The sequence below is a fragment of the Fervidobacterium sp. genome (assembly GCA_026419195.1).
In the GTDB taxonomy this organism is placed as follows: domain Bacteria; phylum Thermotogota; class Thermotogae; order Thermotogales; family Fervidobacteriaceae; genus Fervidobacterium.
Genome location: JANZZV010000010.1, coordinates 1 through 20,550 on the forward strand (window position 1 = coordinate 1; position 20,550 = coordinate 20,550).

Below are 20,550 nucleotides of genomic sequence, written 5' to 3' on the forward strand. Positions count from 1 at the left end.
TTTAGCAGCCTTCGCATCTTTTAAAATTTGCTGGATCTGAGCTAAATGCGCGGGATCATCCAATAAAATCGCAATCTTTTTGATAGCAGGTATTATTGTATAGTCTTTTATAGAGTAAATCTTTTTTAATTTTTCAATTAGTTGTTCCATTTCGTTATCATCAATTTCATAACTTAAGTAAATCCATCCTTTTTTCTTAACATCCGCTGCCATTTGGTTAAACATATTTTCTGCTTCTTTTGGCACTGAAGATTTCAAGGCCAATTTCTTTTGCCCTTCAAGCACCTGGTAACTATCTGGACTTAAGTTGTAAACCTTTGAAATTTGCATCATTATATTTTTAGCTTCTTCATCTTTAATATCAAAAGAAATGTACCTCCACTCATCTTTAGCTGGAGGAATTAAAGCTTCTGTTAACATTTTATATTCATTCAATCCACCAAAAACAAAAATTTTGGACTTATCCTTGGTCACATCGGCATATGTCCCCACTCCAAGTATTTGTCTAAGCTTTTCAATGTTAATCTGCCCATCGTACACCTGCCAAAAAGTTGCGAAGTTCTTTAAAATTTCCTCTGGACTTCCCAAATACAAAGTTTGATTCGCTGAATATGCATAGGAAAGGCCACTTACAGAGAGCACCATTCTTATAATTTCTTCCAGAGTTGAGTTATTTGCTTTAATATTTATATTTTTGTTTTTGGCACTATCGTACAAAATGATTTTCAAACCAAAAAACTCTGCAAGATCTTTAAAGAAAACATCCGTCTTCATATTGATAAAGTTTGCTGTTAACCTTTTAGAGCTTGTGCTGTAAGGAAATCTTACATACAACTTGCTACCTATGACATCATAAGTAGCATTCACTGGCATCAGTGTATATACAAAGATATTAACTTGATTGTTAATCGAAATTATTTGAACACCTTCGACAGTTCCACTCGAAACTGGCAAGTAGGTTTTATTTTTTACACTATCGTTAACAAGAAAGTAATGAACTGTCCTGCTGTCGTTTTTACCATAATAAAGAACTTTTGGAGTTTTAGTAAATGATAAAATTACTGTAATTTGATTCGTAGAGGATACAAAGTTAACATCTGTAAGTTCCGAAAACGATAAAACCACAAACATCAATAAAAATGCAACCAGAACCTTCCTCATCACTCACATCCCCCTAAAAAATTAATTTTCTGATCAAAATTTAAAACCCTTAGACACCTTTTGGTTTATTCACTCATAATAAATTTAGTTGACTATTGTTCAAGGTAACGTATCTTTTTTATTTTACCATCAGTTGTATCAAGAACAACGACGAACGTAGGATTTACCTGAAGAACTTTGTACTTTCCATCTATTAGTTCGTTCTCAAGAGCGGACTTTACTTCATCTCCAGTCTGCACATAAACTTTTTTCATTTGCCTTCCATTATCTTCGATTGAAATGTAACCAACATAGTAAATTCCTTCGAGCTCAGTAAGTTCTCTTGCACTCAAACTCACTGATTCAGAAAGCGAAGGTTTTACAACTTGGCTTTCCGTTTTTTGAATGTTTTCATAATACTGAGTAAGAGTCTCTTCGTTTGTCTTTTTTTGACCTTGATCTGCAAACAAAGAATCTTTCAAGCTTACCTTTAAATCAAGCTTGAAAGGTGAAAAAAAATCCGAAAAAGTTGACTCTGGAATCATATTTTCAAGCTCAGCTAAAGATATATTTGAAACATTTTCAAGCTGACTATTTGTACTTTCTTGGCTGCTTTGAGTCATAGTTTGCACGGAACCACTTTGAGAATTTGTTTGAGTTGTTTGAATTATGTTAGGTTTAGTGTTCATCTTAATAAGAACAAAAATAACTACAACCCAAATAAGAATGGCAACAACCAACAAAATGACTGTTCTTTTATTTAAAGCCATTTCATTCACCTCCCGTTTTCAAGGATATGTAGTAGATTACAGGAGTATCTTCAAATAATATAGGATAATCAACCCTTGCAGTCAAATAAAGGTAATTAATTTCAACAGTCTTATTATTTAATATTTTCTGAATGAGTTCTTTTACTTCAGATTCTATCAGCTCACCTTCTTTATTTAAAATCAATGAATTCATAAACTCTTGTCTTTTTGTTTCAAGAAATTTGGCTTCTTCTTCTGCCTGTTTCATCAAATTATGGCTTCTTGTTGTTTCTGACAGTAGGTTTTCAAAATTCCTGAAATATTTGAAAAACGAACTATAAAAATAATAAGCACTGATAGCTACTGTAATCACAAGAAAAGCTAACGAAAACGCAAGAGCAAACTTTCTACTTATAGTAATATTGTTCATTATTTCATTCCCTCCACGACATAATGAAAGTATTTTGTATTTGAGAAAAACGTCTTTTCCTCGACTAACTGCACAGAAACATTCTGATACACTTTTGAAAGTCGTTCATAAATTGTCGAAGTAGAAACCTTTGTCTCTAATCCATACTCATAAAATTCAATTCTCAGTCTTGTTCCATCGTATACCATTTCCTTCAAAAATACCTTATTTGGTATTGAGGAACAAAGTTCTGAAAAGTAGTTCAGAAAATAATTACTCTTGTAAATATCCAGTAGTTGTTTTTTAATCTCTAAATTTGCTTTGCTGATTTCCGTAAACTTTTTTTGAAACGATGATTGTAAATTTTTTATCTGGTTCTCGATACTACCTATGTTAAAATCCGAAAGATTATTAAAGATAACTGGATATTTTCCTAAAAGCTCACCTACCCGCAAAATCCTAATTTGGTAAGAAACGAAGATAAGCGCTAACGATGGTAACAAACAAAATAATAATAATATGAGGAAAGTCTTTAACTTAAAAACCCTTACCTTACCATTTGATAGATTTAACCTTTCCAAGTTCTAACCCCCCTCTGTAAAGAAGACCGGCATCTGCATAGGTCAATTTCTGTGGTATGTTAAGTATAGTTATTGGTTCAGTAAGTTTTTCTCTAAAATCCCATTGAAGTTGCAAGATGGCTTCTTTAAGTACTTTAAAATCGCAGATCAAACACAGACCTGCAATTTGGTTGATTGTTATTTTCTCGATTTCTGTAGTATTTATAGATATAATCAATTCTCTTTCCAGTAAACCAACTATGTCCGGAGATAAAGTATCAATAATCTTTCTTGCTGCTTCGATCAAATCTTCGTTGTTGCTCCGCTCTATTTCCGAAATTCCGAAACCGGTTTCCTCTTTTACAATTTTATTTATATCTTCAAGTGCAAAGTCTATAATTCTGATTCCTATAACTCTATCACCGTTCATCACAACTACACCAGAATTCATTCGTCCAAGTACCAGGTACATCCAATACCCTGGTAACTTCTTAACAATGATTAAGTCAGAAAAAATATTTGGATAGGCTACGTCTGGTTCAAAATTGATATTTCTCGACAATTTGTACTGTAAGTAATCCGATTTTTTCACATAAAGAGCGAGTACTTTGTCCTGGATACTTTTGACATATCCAACATTTATTTCATCGTTAATATCAGTAACACTTTTCAATTCAAGTTCGACAATTCTTCTCACATCTTTTTCGTTCTTCACTACTGGTAATTCAATAAAGGCTGTTTGAATAATATCAAACGGAAGATTCATAACAACAATATCCTCCGGATCAGGTAACAATCTTTGTTCAGAGTATCCTTTTACAAATATATTTCCTCCAAAATATGAACCACTTAGTATATGGTTTTCAGGATGATCAAGATTGTAAACTAAGATTCTGTGCTTGAAAATACCCAATTTATCTCCCCCTTGAAACCTCGAATAATATTGGCTCTATTGTTATCTGGAATGGTTTGTTTAGACAATACGTATCACTTTTTGCAAAACAAAATGGATTTACAAGTAAACCGTTGATGTTTTCATCATAAAGTTTTTCGTTTTTTATTAAAGTGCCATCGCTTTTTCTAAGAGTACAGATCCCTTTTTCATAATATTTTGTAAAACTTCCCTTCCATAATCCAGAGTAAACAATTGTTTCAAAAAAATAGTATGTAAAATCAATATCAGTAATGTTGAAAAGGTTCACGGATACAATTAAAACAATACAAATAATTATAGTTAAACATGTGAGTAGTTCTACAATCATATTTACCTCCAATATTTTATCTCATTTCTTCTTCATCTACCAAATTGACCTTGCATTTGGAATATCGTTGAATACATTGTAAAGGCTATGAATGCTATGAAAAGACCAACAAAGGCTATCAAGGCTGGTTCTATCAAACTCACAAGTTTTTTTGTATCTGTAAGGATCTCTTCTTCATAAAAATCTGCAACCTTTTCCATAACAGTATCAAGTTTACCAGTTTCTTCACCTGTACCTACCATCTCATAAACAATTTGGGGAAATATTCCAGTTCGTTTCAAAGAATCTTTTAAACCGCTACCAGCTTTAACTTCATCGATAACCCGAGAAATAATGGATATAAACCTCGGGTTATTGGAAGCTTTTGCAGCCATATCAAGCGCGTTAACCATCGGAACCCCACTACCAATAAGTACTCCAAGTGTTCGAGTAAATCGCTCATTGGCCATTTTCTGCCTTAGCTTTCGAATTGGCGGAAATAGGTTCCCCAGGAAATCTTTTACATAAGCACCATAAACAGTATCAAGAAAAACTTTGATTCCAAAACCCAAACCAATTGCTATTGGAGCTAGTATATACCATTGATGTGTGAAAATATAGTTGAGTTTTACAAGCATTCCAAGTACCCCACCTTTTGGTGTTGTACCAAACACAGATATAAGCCTTGGTAATATAAATACCGATATTACAATAACCACAATAATGGCAAAACCAAGTATAAACATTGGATAAGCCATCGATGATTTTACTTGCTCTCTAAGTCTGTTGACACCTTCATAATAGTTTGCTACCTTTTTCATTGTAACATCAAGAACACCGCCTTCTTCTCCTGCACGAACCATATTTATGAATATAGAATCAAATACGCCTTGACGTTCGAGTGCAGATGAAAAAGACATACCACCTTTCATATCTGATGCTACTTCCTTTAATACGTTTCTAAACTTCTTCGAAAATACTTCTTGTTCAGACAAAGTCATCACCGCATCAGCAAGTCTAATACCTGCAGATATCATTGTCTCCAATTGTCTTGCAAAGAGCACAATATCTTTAAGTTTAGCCTGAAACAGATTTTTTTTCCGCCCAACATTTGATTGTCTTTCTCTGATATTCTTTTGAACAAGATCCGTAACCAATATACCTTGTTGTTTTAACTTATCAATGGCTTCTTTAACGCTCTCTGCTTGTATAACTCCTTTTAGCTTTTTGCCACTCCGATCAACTCCTTTGTATTCAAAAACCAAAATTATCACCTCGCACATTTATAATTTAACTTTGTACTAAAACTTTACATCTTCCAAAATCCTTCCATTTTCAAGTACTATCTTTCGTTCACACAAATCACGAAATACCTCAGGCTCATGAGTAGCAATTAAAAAACCTTTGTTTTCATCTTTAAAAGTTTTCAAAATATCTCTTATAAAGAAAATACCTTTTAAGTCAAGTCCGGCGGTCGGTTCATCAAAAATCAAAAATTCAGGCTTATGAATTAAAATAGAAGCAATAGCAACCTTCCTTTGCTCTCCTCCAGATAATCTGAACGGAGAACTTTTAAGCACAGAATCTTGCAGTCCCACTTTTCTTAGCAAAGATAACAAATCATCCTTGTTGTATGGAACATCAAAATTTCTTGCTACATAAGTTACTTCTTCCTCTACAGTTTCACTAAAAAATTGCCTTTCCGGAATTTGGAAGGCAACACCTAACTTTCTTCTAAAATTGTATGCTTCTTCAAATGGATTCACACCATCGTATAAAATAGTTCCAAATGAAGGTTTCAAAAGTAAGTCTAACAAATAAATTAATGTTGTTTTCCCTGAACCTGTGTTTCCAACAAGAAGTATTCTTTCATTTGTTGTAAAAGACAAACTTATACCTTTTAAAGCCGTCTTTTCTAACTCTGTACCTTTTTCAAAGATAACGTATACATTTTTCAGTTCTATTTTCAAAATAAATCACCTTTCATATTTTATGGAAAGATATATCCTTATACCGCCTTCTTTCCAAATATCTTCTACATTACCAAAGATCTCTTTCATGTAGTTCTTTATCCTTTCTCCTCCTTTGTTGTGATATGCAACAATTTGCAAAGTACCTGAATATTCCAAATGCTGGAACGCACCTTCTATAAGCTTCATCCAAACTTCTTTTCCAGCAACTATCGGTGGATTGGAAATTATGTGATTAAACTTCATATCATCCCATGGTTCATACAGATCTCCTTGACGTATATCTGCATCGATATTATTATCCTTAGCGTTAATCTTTGCAAATTCAACAGCACGTTTGTTTATATCAGACATATAAATTTGTATTGTTGGAAACTCTTTTTTTAGAGTTATTCCAATAACACCGTATCCACAACCTATATCAAGCACTCTTCCAGTCAAAGGATTACAATTTTCTAAAAGTATCTGCGTTGCCTTATCGATTTTGCCAAACGAGTAAACACTTGAAGGAGTCTTAAACTTGTAAATATGCCCATTCTTAAGTTTCAGTTCAACCTCTTTTATCCTTAAGATAGATTGTGGTTCTTCAGAATAGTAATGTTCAAATTTCTTTTTTTCATCTTTACTGTTTCTCAAAACTTTACACCTCCCAAACTTTTCGCAAAGTTTTCTACAATTTTTTTGTAAACATTAACATCTAAAGCTTCCAGCAAAGAGTCCAAATCTTTTCCATCTTTTCCATATTCGCACAAACTCATCAAAATTTCTACATGAGTATTAACTTCTTTTCCAAAATCTTCCAAATAGCTTTGTATTCGTTCTAAAAGAGCTTTCGGAGTTTCTTTGGATATACTCAAAATCACAAATGTTCCACCACGAAGTGAAGCAATCAAATCACTTTTTCTCGATATTTTTGTTAGCAATCTTCCCATCTTCTTCAATAACATATTACCAAATTCAACACCCCTGCTGCGCAAAATGTCGTCAAAATTGTTTATTTTCACACGTACCAAGTATAAATTGCTTGATTCTCGCTTAGCGATAGCAACATATCTATCAAAGTAGTTTCCAAGAGATTTAGAATTTGGTAAAAATGTTACAGGATCTACCATCAATAATCTATTTACCTCTTCGTATTTTTCTTTCAATTCTTTTATCAATCCAAATCTCTCTAAAGATAAAGATAACAAATCAGAAATCATTTCAGCTACCGGAATAAAATTCTTCCTTTCGAACACATCTTCACTTTCCCAAGAATCAAGGTTAAAAAACCCGACGATTCTCCTATGTACACGTATAGGAATGGAAACAAATGCTTTAATGTTTTGTATGCTCCGAACAGAATCTTTCAAACTTTCATCTATATTACCTAATTTATTTGATAACTCTTTTATTAAGTCGAGATTTCTTCTTTTAATTACGTAAACATGTTTAAAACGTCGCATTATAATCTCTTTTTCATCAAACTTTATTTTTTCCAACAACCTGTAATCATGATTATAAGCAGCCACATAATAAAATGTTCCTTCTTCATCTCTAAGTAATACACTGCCACTATTGATAAAATTTACGTTCTCCACAACTGATTCTAAAAGCATTTCGTAATCCTTTCTTTTTAAAGAGGTCTCTCTTTCTGTAGACAGATTCAAAAGAGTCTTGCTGAATTCAAAAAACATCTTATTAAACTCTTTTTCCGAGTTTAACTTACTTTTCATTTCTTCCACCTCTTGAAAAAAGCTTTACAAAAATTCTTGTTAAGAAAAAGAACAGGAATAAAACTCCTATCAAGAAAAAATAACCTATTATTCCTATTCTTATGGCATTTAGAAAGTCACTCATAGAATCACTCACCTCAACCAATTTTAAATTATTAATAAGCTACAATTGACCCACAAGTGCTATTAGTATCCCACCGGCTAAGACAGAGCCTATCTGACCAGCAACATTAGCACCAACAGCATGCATGAGTAGGTAATTCGTTGGATCTTCTGATCTACCAAGTTGATGGATAACTCTTGCAGACATTGGAAAAGCAGATATACCAGCAGCTCCTATCATAGGATTTATCTTCCTTCTTAGAAAAATATTCAAAAATTTAGCAAAAAGTACGCCACCTGCAGTATCAAATATAAACGCAACGAGTCCAAGTAGTAGAATTAATAGCGTTTGAGGTCTTAAAAACTTTTCAGCGGTCATTGTTGAACCTATTGATAGTCCCAGCATTATCGTTACGATATTGGCAAGTTCATTTTGTGCAGATTTGGCAATGCTGTTAAGGACTCCACATTCTTTGAGCAGATTTCCAAACATAAGAAAACCAACAAGCGCTGTGGAACTTGGTGCAAGTAAACTTGCCGTTATCGTAACAGCTATAGGAAAGATTATCTTGATTCTCTTATTAATTCTTACAGTTTTTACCTCCATCTTTATCTTTCTTTCTTCACTCGTTGTTAAGAGTCTAATAATTGCAGGTTGGATTATCGGTACAAGTGACATATAAGAATATGCTGCAACAGAAATAGGTCCAAGTAAGTCCTTTGCAAACCTGCTTGCTACATAAATCGATGTTGGTCCGTCAGCAGCTCCTATGATGCCAATTGACGCAGCTTCTTTTATGTTAAAACCTAAGAGCGTTGCCACAACCATCGTTGCGAATATTCCAAATTGAGCTGCAGCACCAAAAAGAAACATCACAGGATTTTCAAGCAGAGGTCCAAAATCAATCATCGAACCTACAGCTATAAATATCAAAAGCGGAAAAATTTCTGTTATAATACCTATATCGAACAACATATTCAGAATTCCCTTGTGAAATACTCCATCAAGAAATTGGTCTACTGCCGAACTAAAAGGAATATTCACAAGTATTGTGGAAAAACCAATTGGTATCAAAAGTGCTGGTTCGTATTCTTTTCTTATCCCAAGGTACAAGAGTATTAAACCTGTCATTATCATTAAAATGTTTCCAAATGTAACAGAAAGAACACCAACAGATAAAGCCGAAAGCATACAACACCTCCAATTGAAATTTCTCATTTTCATATATTCAGTTCTTATTCTATCACAAAGCAAAGAAGCAGATTTGCTCATTCTAGAAATTTTACAATTTATCATTAAGTATGTAAATATCTTAACCAAAATTTAAATACAAAATTCTTAAAATAATTTTTGAGAACGTCAAAAATCAGAAAGGAGGGGGATTAACATGACAGAAATAAACATCTCTGTTGTATATATTTTTCTGCTTCTTTACAATTCAATAATAGCATATCAAACCCTAACAGTATTTGCAAGATACAAAAATAAAGATATAGGTAAGAGCGGCATTATAATTTGCTTAGTCATAGCATTATACTCTTTTGGATACGCTATGGAGTTACTTTCCATAATGAGCAATGATAAGTCAAGTGCTTTTCTTTGGTACAAAATCCAGTACTTTGCCATTCCTTTTATTTCTTTCTCTTGGTACTTGTTTGCCAATGCCTTCGCCGAAAAAAGGATTGGGAAGAAGCTAGTAGTCTTTCTATTGATAATTCCATTGTTATCGGTAATTGCTGTCTGGACGAACGATGTTCATAACCTTTATCTTAAAGGATACCTCCAAGGGGGACATTATATTCAAAGAGGACCGTTGTATTATGTCTTAATTGTATATAACTACGTACTTGCAATAATTGCTTACGTAAAATTATTTTTAGCTGCAAAAAGGTTAGCATTGTCAATTCGTAAGGTTACTGCGTTCAATGTTTTAGTTGCTGTTCTTATCCCAATTAGTACAAATATCATTTATTTAGCACTAAACTTAGATATTGATTTAACTATCTTTGGACTCATGATAAGTGTGATTATATTACTTTACGAGGCACAAAAAATTCAGGGATTTGATATAAAAGAGAAAACGAAAGAAATCGTATACAATTCTACCCAAGATTTGATACTTGTAATCAACTATGATGAAATTGTAATAGAATTCAACAATAATTTTGGAAAAATGGCTTATGAAATGTTTGGAAGAACAGACTTAAAAAATAAGAAGCTATCCGAAATCTTACCTCCAGAAATTGTGGAAGTTATAAATAAAGAAAATGGAATTATAGAAAGGGATAACAGATTTTTTCAAGTTAAGGTAAGCATGTTGGAGGAAAGAGGCAAGCTCCTGGGAAAGATAATATTTTTCCACGAAATAACTGATCTCAAAAGACTTGAAAATGAAAAGTTATTTGAAAATGAGAGATATAGAAGATTATTTGAATTTGCTCCAGTTGGAATACTTGTAGAAGACGAAAATGGTTTTATTTTAGACGCTAATCCTGAGTTTTGTAAGTTAAGTTCCAGGCGCAAAGAAGAATTGTTGGGAAATCATGTGTCTACCTTGGCACCAAAAGAAGATTACGATCTGGTAAGAAAAAACATTGAAAATATAATCTCGGGACGAACGTTAGTTCATACAGTCAAAAGTATCGGGAAGTTCGGTGAGGAAAAATATTTTGAACTTTACGAGACAAGAATAATTCTTCCAAATTCAAAATATGGAATACTCTCAATACAGAAAGATATCACAAAACAAGTCATTACTCAACAAGTTGTAAGAAATCTCGCAAAGTACCAACAAGTAATACTTGATCTTGCGTTAAATTTTATAAATCTACCTTTAGAAAGGCTTGATGAAGAAATAAAAAAGGCTATTGACATTGTGGCTAAGGAACTCAAGATAAATAGGATCAGAGTGTACAAATTTTCGAAGGAAGGACAATTTACATCAATTGGTAATTGGTTTTACTCTAATTCAAGTACTGAAACACCGCTCGTATCCTTCGATAGTTCGGTCGTTAGAGGAAAAGAACTCGAAGAGCTTCTGCTGGGAAAGCAATTTATGGTTATAAAGGGTAAAGTCTCAAATGAGAACATAAACAAATTCTTTGGTGAAAATACAATTGCACTAATCACTCCTATAAAACTCAACAATGAAATCATAGGTTTTATAAGTGCTGCTTCGCAAAGCGAAAGAGAATGGACCATCCCAGAAAAACGCATTATGTTATTACTTGCAACACTGATAGCCAATACAGAAATGAAAAGAATTTACGAACAAGAACTTATAAAAGCAAAGCAAAAAGCAGAACAAGCAAATATTGCAAAAAGTGCTTTCTTGGCAAGCATGAGTCATGAAATACGTACACCTTTGAATGGAATCGTTGGTTTCACCAATTTACTTAAAGAAACTAATTTAGATGAGAAACAAAGAAAGTACGTTGAAACAATAATAAAATCTACAGAAGTATTACTTGGAATAATAAACGATATACTCGACTTGGCAAAGATCGAAAGTGGAAAGTTCCAACTTGAACCGATAGAATGTAATTTAAAAATGGAAATGCAAAGTTCACTCGTATTGTACAATGCCAAGGCTAAGGAAAAGAATGTAAGTTATGTGGTAGAAATTGATGAAAAGATAAGCGAGTGCCTTGTAGTTGACAGTTTACGCATACAGCAAGTTATGTTTAATTTAATAAACAATGCCATAAAGTTCACACCTGCAGGAGGATTCGTTAAGGTATCTATAAGAAAAGTCTCAGAAGAAATGCTTTACGACACGATAAGATTTTCAGTAGAAGATACTGGTATAGGTATTCCAAAGGAAAAACTAAGCAAGATTTTCGAACCTTTCGAACAAGCTGACATATCAGTAACCCGGAAATACGGTGGAACAGGACTTGGGCTATCGATAAGTCAGCGTATCGTTAATATGATGGGATCGAAGATAAATGTTGAAAGTGAAGAAGGAAAAGGAAGTACATTTTACTTTGAACTTAAGTTGAAAAAATGCAAAAAGCAAGAATCAAGAGAGTATAAAGAGAAAACTATAAGAAAGTACAATGCAAAGGTACTTGTTGTCGAAGATTACGAGATAAACAGTATTCTTATGGCTGAATTGTTAAAAAGGTATGGCATCGTACCCGACTTTGCAATCAATGGTTTACAAGGTGTAGAAATGGCTTTAAAAAATGACTATGACTTAATATTCATGGACATCTTAATGCCAGAAATGGATGGTATCGAAGCCACCAAGAAGATAAGAACAGTAAAGCTGGATGTACCTATCGTCGCACTCACAGCCCATGCTTTGAAAAATGTAAAGGAAGAAGTATTATCAGCTGGAATGAATGATTATGTAACAAAACCAGTAAAAATTGAGGAACTTGATAGAATACTTGAAAAATTCTGCGGACATTTAGAAATTCGAAATTCTGAATCAGCGAAAAAGGAAGAAACTAAAATTAATGTATGGCAAGGTAATAAGCATTCAGAAATCGAAGAAAAAATTCAAAAAATCAAAGAAGATCAAGGCTTCGATGAAAAATTTATGTTTGAACTAATCAAAACATTTATCGATTCAACAAAGCAAAGTATCGATAACATAAGATCATCCCTAAGTAAAAATGATTTTGAAACAGCACAAAGAGAAGCTCATAGCATAAAAGGAGCTGCAAGATCACTAAGCTTCAACTATATGGGCGAATTAGCTTATGAATTAGAAAAACACGCGCAAGTAAAAGACGCAGGTTTTGATTATGAAAAGTGTCTAAAAGATATCGAAGAAAAACTCTATGAAGTTATTACATACTACAGGACATCTTATGAACTAAATCTTAACAATGACCAATGAATTCAATCACATCTTTGTCAAATTGCCTGAGCGAATTTGTGAGTAGTTCTATCCTGGAGATGGTAACCTCAACATCCTTTGCGGCAAAACCATTTCCACAAGGTACGTTTGTGTTGTTAATAGCAAGTTTAGATGAATCAAAAGCCATCTGTGTTCCTACGCTTGCTTTTAAAGCACATCCCCTCTTGGCACCGTCACAAGTCATACCAAACAGTGTTGCCAAAACATTGTTTATGGCGTTTTTCATTTGTTCCTTTGTTCCATTCATTAAATATGTTATTGCCGCACTACTACCTGCAGATGCAATTGAACCAGCACCACATATAGGCGTTAGCTTTCCTGTGTAAGCCTTTATATATATTGTTACAAGTATACTGAGCAAAACAGATTTTGTAATTTTATCTCGTTCCATACGTTTTTTCATTCCGTAAAGAGCAGGTGGAACAATACATGATATTCCTTGATTACCGCTACCAGCCACTGTCATGATCGGAATCAGTTCACCACTCATTCTTACATCAACACCCGCAGCCACATAAGAATGTATACCATCTAACAACTTACCAAAATTCCCTTCCCTCTTCTTTCCCAAACGCGCAGCTTCAACGTTATATTTTATAGCACTCTCAACGACTTCAACAACATCTAAGTGAGGCTCTTCAATGTATTCAAATATGTCATCCAATTTTATAGATCTGACAAAATCTTTCTTAAAAGAAACACTTGTCTGTGTGTTATAAACTTCTTCTCCATCAACGACTATCTTGCTTACATTATCGTGGGAATCTGTGATCTCAACAACTACTTCATTATCACCAATAAGTGTTGTTTTAATGTGAAGAGAATAATTATTTTCATAATCAACAGTTATTTTGTCAATAACCTCCTTCGTTTTTTCAATGGCATCTGAATCAACATCTTTAAAAACCTGTAAACCAAGTTCAGATCTTCCTACTAAATAAGCAAGAGCAATTGCGAGGTCGAAACCGCGCAAATGCGTACCTGGTATACCAACTTCCAGCCCATTTTTGTACGTATTTCTGTCCATTGTGACGTGTATTTTTTTGAGTTTTCCAACCAGATATTTCTTGCCAACTGCTACAGATAAACCAACAGCAACTGGCTCTGTGCAACCATACGACAGCTTAACATTATCGAAAAACAGTTCTCTTATCAATTCTGTTACATCAGCCTTATTCATATCCATAACTTTAACCACCTCAATACTTGACATATACTTGATATATAAATTATATTTTCTTAGCATTTATTATTCAAACTCAATAAAAAGCACTTTAAAATTATTTATCGAAGATCCTGAAAATTTTTCAAAATTTCACACACTTCTTCGCCTCGTCCCATGGTAAAGATATGTACACCAGGCGCACCATATTCAAGTAACTTTTCTATAAGCTGAATTGTAAAACGAACACCAGTACTAAATTCCTCATTTAAAGTTTGACAATTTTCCATCGATTCAATGAATCTTTGGGGTATGCTTACGAAGAATTTCTTAGGAATCGAGTATATAGATTTTTTGTTAACAATTGGTTTAACCCCTGGTATGATTGGCACATTTATCCCTACTTCTCTGCAACTTTTAACAAAAGACTTATAAATATCCGCATCGAAAACCATTTGAGTTATTACAAAGTCTGCTCCTAAATCGATTTTATCTTTCAAAAACTTTAAATCTTTTTGCATATTGGGAGCTTCAAAATGCTTTTCTGGATATCCTGCAACACCAATACAAAAATCTACAGGTTTCGCAGATGTATACAAATATTTCCCTTTCTTCATATCGCTTATCTGCTTAACAAGTTCTGAAGCAAATTTATAATCGCTCACCATTGAATTAAAACCAACTTCTTCACCGCGAACAACAAAAATATTTTCAACTCCCATTATGGATAAATCTATCAATATGTCTTCCAATTCAAATTTATTCATACCCTTACAAATAATATGTGGCACAACATCTACATTGTATCTTTTCATCAAAGCAGCTGTGAGTCCAATGGTTCCTGGTCTTTTCACCTTTTGTATCTTGACAATCCCATTATCCGTTTCGAGAAAATCTATCTCTATTGGGTGTCTTGTTATGTTAATAAATGAAATATTGTATTTCAAGAGTCTATCAAGCGTTGAGAATATCTTTTCAACATCCTCGCCCCTTCGTGGAGGAATTATCTCTATCGATAAAATTTTACCTGTTTTTAGTTTTTCAATTACTTTCATATATCTACCTCCTCAATAAGAAAATTTTAAATTACCAACAGCACCTAAATTATTCTGATATATTACAACTACCCCCTCTATCATCGTACCTATAGCCTTTTGTGCTTCATTTAAAACCTTCTCAACATCCTCCGAACTTTTGACCATATTCGAATATTTGGTAGCAAATGCATCAGCTATGGACACATTTTTCGAAACCACAGTTACAGCATCCGCTTTACCAAAATTTAACGAATGCCCTATCTTCCCAGAGGAAGTACATACACCATACTTGCCTGGACCTAAGACCAGAGAGATTTTGTTAAATTCATTGCCAAAATTCGCAAAGATGCCAACTTTTGTTTCCTTATCAGCACTAATGTAAACGTCTCCTCCATTCTCAACAATCACATTTGTACAATTGTATTTCTCTATCAGTTGATCTCCTATTATCTGTGCGAAGGTACCAGCAACACATGCCATAGGACCAACGTTTGCCAACCATGAAGCGCTTAACATTCTTTTCACAAATTCTGGTAAATCATCATTGTTCTCCATACATATCGGTACAAGTGATGTAGCAAAGGACGGGACGATTTTAATGAACTCGCTAAGCTTATCGTGTAGTATTTTTACCTGCTCGTACACAAAATCAACGACTTCAACTACATTTCCTGTAAATCCGTCAAAACCAATCCATAAATCAGTATGTTTGTATTTTACATAAAACTCAACAAATTTCTCCAAGTACCAGTCCCTGTAAAATCTCTTTGTCACAGGATTTTTCACAAATATCACCTTTCAAGTGAACTGTTTAAATTATCTTTAATTTTTTTAATATGGCGAATCTGGAAATTCATTTCTGGACATTTCTTCGTAGTTTTTTTCATACGGCAATTTAATTCCTATCGGACATACATCTGAACACAAAAGACACTCAACACATTTCTGTGAATTCAACCTCACTGAATTATTGTCAAAATAGTCAAAGTATAGCGCTCCATATTCACAAACACCGATGCATGCACCACAATTCAAACACTGTCTTTTGTACTTTGATTTTAATTCATGATAATGCTCTCGCATATCAACATACACAAATGTGCTGTTTAAACTCTTGAGAGACCTTTCTTCTGAAAGCTTTTCAACAGGATTGCTTAACAAGAATTTACCTTCCAGAATCCAAATTTTCAAAATACTTGCTATTTCCAAAGATTTTCTAATGCTTGTTAATGGGCTGGTTCTCACTATCTTTCCATCAAGCTCAATTTTTCCACTTTGCAGCTCTTCATAATTTACTATTTTCAAGATTGGTCTTTCAACTTTTGAATAATCCCTAAGCTCTGTGTAAATTTCTCTATTTGACAAGCTAACATAATAGGCTATTTCTTCATTTACAACAGGTATTGGAATACCAACACCTACGAACAGTGTAACACCATAATTCTTAAAATACGCCCCTTTGACAAAATCTGCACTCATCTTCTTTGCATCGCCAACAAGCGCTAAAGTTCGGGATGGACCAATTGGTACACCGTATTCATTTTCTTTGACAACATTCTTAAACTGCGTACCGTACCAAGCAACATAACCCACCGTTCCTCCGAGGAAAATCTTTGTTCCAATACCTATAGTTTGCATCTTTGGATCTTTCAACAAAGGACTTAATTCACCAGAAGTGGAGTAATTGACGTTTCCATAGTTTGGCAACAACTTACCCATGTAAGTGTAGATTATCCTGTCTGAACCATTTGTTGCAGCAGCGTAATTTTGATATGCGTTACGAGGATTAAAGAGAAAAAAGTCGTTAATAATATTTTTGTTTATGTAAGTCTTAAAATACTTTCCAGGATAACAATCTGTACCACTTCCCCAAGCCTCCAAAAGTATATTTTCCCCCCTTATGAGCATTTCAATAATATGGGCTCCTCCAAAAGACACATCGTAGTCTGATTTTTGAGTTGCACCCAAGTATCCATCAACAGCAGCAATACCACCGTATACTTCAACACCACCAAGTTTGATTTTCTCCATCTTCATGGGTGGAAACGTATGTCCAAAATTTATAAAAGCCCCACTTGAACACATAGGAGCAAATGTGCCGGTTGTAACAACATCAACTTTTTTAACAACCTCTGATATACCTTCTTCTTTTGCCATTTTTACAACTTCCTGTGCAGTTAACACCACTGCCTTCCCTTCTGCTATCTTTTTGTTAATCTCTTCCAACGACTTGAACATACACCCACCTCCACTTTAACCGAAAAATTCGTTGTGAACAAGTTGTAAAGCTTTTTCCCCGTCTTTCTGATCAACTATGAAATAAATTGAAACATCCGACGCACCTGCTGAAATCATCTCTACATTTATCTTTCCGCTTGCCACAGCTTTAAATATCCTGGAGGCTATACCATGATAGTTTAAAAGTCCACTGCCAACAACGGCTATCAGCGACTTGTCCATACTATAACTTATCTGTTCTATCTCCTTTGTCTTAAACTGTTCGGAGATTCTCATAACAGCACCTAAATCTTTTTTAGAAATAACTAGAACTATCGATGTTTGAGAAGTTATTACAAATTTTATATTCACTCCTATTTGAGAGACGCATGAAGCAATCTCTCCGAGAATTCCTGGCACACGTCCTATATTGTGTCCTCTGATCTGTACAATAGCTATATCACTTGTCATAGACACACTTTTTATCCTTGCACCATTATCATTTGAGTCTGATGAAAATATAACAGTACACCCATCGCAACCATCAAAAGGACTAAATTCAAAGTTTTCAAGACTTTTCCAATCGCAAACATAAAGAGGTATATTTTTCAAACGCAAAGGTTCCACCGCGTTGTGGTGCAAAATTTTCGCTCCAAAATATGATAATTCATCTGCTTCTGCGTAAGTTAAACTCTTAACCGTCTTGGTAACCTTAGTAATTCTTGGATCACTTGTGAGAAAGCCTGGAACATCTTTTATAAGCACAACACCGGCTGCATCAAGACAATATCCAAGCGCAGTGGCGGTGTAATCACTACCTCCACGCCCAAGAATAGTTATGTTTTCGTCTACAACAGACCTTCCGTAAAAACCTGGAATTACACTGTCGCTTTCTTCCCATTTCTTCATATTGAGTCTTACCAACATTCTGCTTTTTTCAAGTAATACATTAGAATTGCCGTATACCCCATCGGTCACAATAAAATCTTCAGGAAACATAACCTTGCAATTCAATCCCATTGTATTTAGATTATGATTCAAAATAATTGCACTCAAACGCTCACCGCAACAAAGGATTTTATCACGCAGAAAGTCTGGGACTTTGCCAATCATCTTACTTCCTATCAATAGACGCTCAACAGAATACACTTGTTGTTTTAAAATTTGAAAGATACTTTCGTTTTCCTCCAAAATAAAACTTTTGTGAAAGATATACAGTTCATCAAGAAATTTTTGGACATCCAAGTTGTTCACATTATCCAAAGCGTTGACAAGTTTATTAGTTACACCCTTGAATGCACTGACAACAATAACAAATCGAAAATTTTTCTTATTTTGCCTTAATCCCAAAAATAACTTCACAACCCTTTCCATATCTTCTGAATTTGATAACACAGAGCCACCAACTTTGAAAACAAAGAAATTTACGTTCCTCTCTGTACCTTCCATTTTTCTCTCCCCCTTTAAATTACACTGGCAAGAAAAATTTAGCAATTGAAAAATTTGAAAAATGTGGTATAAAAAAAGCGGTCGGGTTATAATCCCGACCGCTGATTTTTTTCAACACCAAACTGGTGTACCTACGTTTCCCAGCGGTCGGTACACCTCATCATCATAGCCATCATATTTATAGCTGTTATCGCATCGGTTTTCTTTCTAAGCTTTTTTAAACTGTATGTATTTTGCTCTTGCTCTATAATCACGGTAAAACCTCCAAACTTAACTTACGTATTTTTTTGTGATTATACAACAAATTTGAAAAATTGCAATACCAAAAGCTGAAAAATACGGCCTTATGCGTTCTTTAGTTTAATAAGTACTTTACGGGGTGGTGCCTATGGAAGAAATTTGGAAAAAGTGGAATTTTAGAGGTATCGTACAAGGTGTCGGTTTTAGGCATTTTGTCAAAACTATTGCAAGAGCAATAGGTGTGAAGGGATATGTAAAGAACGAAGATGATGGTAGTGTAACAGTTGTCGCTGGTGGAAACAGAGAACAAATTAGCGAATTATTCAAAAGAATTATGGAAGGGAACGGATGGAGCCATATATCAGATTACGACGAAAAGGAACTACAAAAACAAGAATACAAAGACTTTCACGTTGAATTTTAGCAATCAAAAAGACGACTAAGGAGATGATTTTATGAACGTGGTATGTTATGGTTTACAATGGGGCGATGAAGGAAAAGGAAAAGTTACTACTTATCTCTCAAAAGATTTTGATTACGTTGTCAGATATAGTGGAGGAAGCAATGCTGGGCATACTGTTGAATACGAGAGTTTTAAACTTGTTCATCATCTCATTCCATCTTTTGATGTAAGAAAAAACGCAAAAGGTTACATAGCAAATGGTGTAATAGTTGATTTTGAAGTTTTAATTCAAGAGATCAATGAACTGAAAAAGATCGGAGTTAACGTCTGCGAGAGAATAAAAATTTCCGCTTTAGCACATGTAGCACTTCCGGTACACAAAATGTTGGACGAGAAGATAGAAAGCGTAAAAGCAGATAGAGCTGTTGGAACAACAAAAAGAGGTATAGGACCTGCTTATGCAGATAAAGTACACCGCATAGGATTACGTATAATAGATTTTTCTAATTATTCAAATGCTATTGAAAAACTCGAATTTGTCACGCACATTTACAAAAACCTCTACGGTATCGAGTGGAATGATTATGAAAAATTATTTGAACTTTATGAAAATGTATCTGAGTTTATAGTCTATCCTGTTGAAATAAAAAATACTTTGGAAAATTTAAATGTCCTTTTTGAAGGTACACAAGGTGTACTTCTTGATGTAGATATGGGAAGTTATCCATATGTAACCGGTAGTTATTGTAGCACAACAGGTATTGAAAGTGGTGTTGGTTTTCCTGTAAAAATAGACAAAAAAATAGGTGTGTTCAAGGCGTATTTAACCAGAGTTGGGGAAGGACCATTTCCGACTGAGATTTTTGGGCAAGAGGCCGAGAATTTGAGAAAAGCTGGTAAAGAGTACGGTGCAACAACAGGTAGACCTCGACGTTGTGGTTGGCTTGATTTGCCGTTGTTGAAGTATGCTATCGAAGTGTCTGGCTGCACTGAAATGATAATGACTAAAGCAGATATTTTATCTGGAATGGAAAAGATCAGCGTTGGTGTAAGTTACAAGATTAACGGAAAACACTTAGAGATTCCAAAGGACGTTTCTTCTTTAAAAGACGTAGAAGTTCAATACTTGAAATTTGAAGGATGGAAAAATCTTGAGGATCCAAATTTTGAAAGGTTTAAAGATTTCATTGAAGCTGAGACAGGAGTTAAAATATCTTATGTTTCAACAGGTGCGAAAGTTGATGAAATAATTAAAACATGAAATAAATTTACTAATCTTTTGGAG

At 34.1% G+C, this 20,550-nt stretch carries 21 protein-coding genes; 3 read left to right on the plus strand and 18 right to left on the minus strand.

Annotated elements, in window-relative coordinates; translation table 11 throughout:
- The 12 genes from N2Z58_07840 to N2Z58_07895 all read right to left on the minus strand — a co-directional run.
- On the minus strand, positions 1–1,161 hold a 1,161-nt coding region (locus N2Z58_07840), incomplete at its 3' end, for a hypothetical protein (protein ID MCX7654568.1).
- A gap of 92 nt (positions 1,162–1,253) precedes the next feature.
- The gene (locus N2Z58_07845; GenBank protein ID MCX7654569.1) at positions 1,254–1,910 is read right to left on the minus strand and encodes a hypothetical protein; all 657 of its coding nucleotides are present in this window, start codon (positions 1,908–1,910) and stop codon (positions 1,254–1,256) included.
- A gap of 1 nt (position 1,911) precedes the next feature.
- Entirely contained in the window at positions 1,912–2,319 is a 408-nt protein-coding gene (locus N2Z58_07850; GenBank protein ID MCX7654570.1) for a hypothetical protein, read from the minus strand.
- Entirely contained in the window at positions 2,319–2,879 is a 561-nt protein-coding gene (locus tag N2Z58_07855; GenBank protein MCX7654571.1) for a hypothetical protein, read from the minus strand. Before N2Z58_07855 ends, N2Z58_07850 begins: the two co-directional genes overlap by 1 nt.
- Complete coding sequence (locus N2Z58_07860; protein ID MCX7654572.1) at positions 2,851–3,771, minus strand: hypothetical protein; 921 nt, start codon at positions 3,769–3,771, stop codon at positions 2,851–2,853. Before N2Z58_07860 ends, N2Z58_07855 begins: the two co-directional genes overlap by 29 nt.
- A 1-nt stretch (position 3,772) precedes the next feature.
- Positions 3,773–4,120 carry a hypothetical protein gene (locus tag N2Z58_07865; protein ID MCX7654573.1) on the minus strand — a complete coding sequence of 116 codons (348 nt, stop codon included), beginning with the start codon at positions 4,118–4,120 and terminating at the stop codon, positions 3,773–3,775.
- Positions 4,121–4,152: 32 nt separating this feature from the next.
- Positions 4,153–5,373, minus strand: coding sequence for a type II secretion system F family protein (locus tag N2Z58_07870; protein MCX7654574.1), 1,221 nt, complete (start codon positions 5,371–5,373; stop codon positions 4,153–4,155).
- A gap of 27 nt (positions 5,374–5,400) precedes the next feature.
- A complete protein-coding gene (locus N2Z58_07875; GenBank protein MCX7654575.1) occupies positions 5,401–6,069 on the minus strand; it encodes an energy-coupling factor ABC transporter ATP-binding protein in 669 nt (222 codons plus the stop codon).
- Positions 6,070–6,075: 6 nt separating this feature from the next.
- A complete protein-coding gene (locus tag N2Z58_07880) occupies positions 6,076–6,705 on the minus strand; it encodes a class I SAM-dependent methyltransferase (protein MCX7654576.1) in 630 nt (209 codons plus the stop codon).
- Positions 6,702–7,784, minus strand: coding sequence for a diguanylate cyclase (locus tag N2Z58_07885; protein ID MCX7654577.1), 1,083 nt, complete (start codon positions 7,782–7,784; stop codon positions 6,702–6,704). Before N2Z58_07885 ends, N2Z58_07880 begins: the two co-directional genes overlap by 4 nt.
- Complete coding sequence (locus N2Z58_07890) at positions 7,774–7,908, minus strand: hypothetical protein (protein ID MCX7654578.1); 135 nt, start codon at positions 7,906–7,908, stop codon at positions 7,774–7,776. The genes N2Z58_07885 and N2Z58_07890 overlap by 11 nt, the downstream gene beginning before the upstream one ends.
- Positions 7,909–7,947: 39 nt before the next feature.
- Positions 7,948–9,078, minus strand: coding sequence for a sodium ion-translocating decarboxylase subunit beta (locus N2Z58_07895; GenBank protein ID MCX7654579.1), 1,131 nt, complete (start codon positions 9,076–9,078; stop codon positions 7,948–7,950).
- 196 nt (positions 9,079–9,274) lie between these two features.
- Here N2Z58_07895 and N2Z58_07900 point away from each other — a divergent pair, with 196 nt between their 5' ends.
- Entirely contained in the window at positions 9,275–12,736 is a 3,462-nt protein-coding gene (locus tag N2Z58_07900) for an ATP-binding protein (GenBank protein ID MCX7654580.1), read from the plus strand.
- Here N2Z58_07900 and N2Z58_07905 read toward each other — a convergent pair.
- The 6 genes from N2Z58_07905 to N2Z58_07930 form a co-directional block, all read right to left on the minus strand.
- Positions 12,720–13,943, minus strand: a complete 1,224-nt coding sequence (locus N2Z58_07905; protein MCX7654581.1) for an L-serine ammonia-lyase, iron-sulfur-dependent, subunit alpha — start codon at positions 13,941–13,943, stop codon at positions 12,720–12,722. The two genes, N2Z58_07900 and N2Z58_07905, sit on opposite strands and share 17 nt — an antisense overlap.
- A 98-nt stretch (positions 13,944–14,041) precedes the next feature.
- On the minus strand, positions 14,042–14,974 hold the full coding sequence (locus N2Z58_07910; GenBank protein MCX7654582.1) for a methylenetetrahydrofolate reductase: 933 nt from the start codon (positions 14,972–14,974) through the stop codon (positions 14,042–14,044).
- A 12-nt stretch (positions 14,975–14,986) separates the two neighbouring features.
- The gene (locus tag N2Z58_07915; GenBank protein ID MCX7654583.1) at positions 14,987–15,742 is read right to left on the minus strand and encodes a UPF0280 family protein; all 756 of its coding nucleotides are present in this window, start codon (positions 15,740–15,742) and stop codon (positions 14,987–14,989) included.
- A gap of 45 nt (positions 15,743–15,787) precedes the next feature.
- Positions 15,788–17,194, minus strand: coding sequence for a 4Fe-4S dicluster domain-containing protein (locus tag N2Z58_07920; protein ID MCX7654584.1), 1,407 nt, complete (start codon positions 17,192–17,194; stop codon positions 15,788–15,790).
- 15 nt (positions 17,195–17,209) lie between these two features.
- A complete protein-coding gene (locus N2Z58_07925) occupies positions 17,210–18,622 on the minus strand; it encodes an aspartate kinase (protein MCX7654585.1) in 1,413 nt (470 codons plus the stop codon).
- Positions 18,623–18,753: 131 nt separating this feature from the next.
- Positions 18,754–18,876 carry a hypothetical protein gene (locus N2Z58_07930; GenBank protein MCX7654586.1) on the minus strand — a complete coding sequence of 41 codons (123 nt, stop codon included), beginning with the start codon at positions 18,874–18,876 and terminating at the stop codon, positions 18,754–18,756.
- Between the two features lie 134 nt (positions 18,877–19,010).
- Here N2Z58_07930 and N2Z58_07935 point away from each other — a divergent pair, with 134 nt between their 5' ends.
- Together N2Z58_07935 and N2Z58_07940 are read left to right on the plus strand one after the other, a co-directional pair.
- The gene (locus N2Z58_07935) at positions 19,011–19,286 is read left to right on the plus strand and encodes an acylphosphatase (GenBank protein MCX7654587.1); all 276 of its coding nucleotides are present in this window, start codon (positions 19,011–19,013) and stop codon (positions 19,284–19,286) included.
- 31 nt (positions 19,287–19,317) lie between these two features.
- A complete protein-coding gene (locus tag N2Z58_07940) occupies positions 19,318–20,526 on the plus strand; it encodes an adenylosuccinate synthase (GenBank protein MCX7654588.1) in 1,209 nt (402 codons plus the stop codon).
- Positions 20,527–20,550 lie beyond the last annotated feature (24 nt).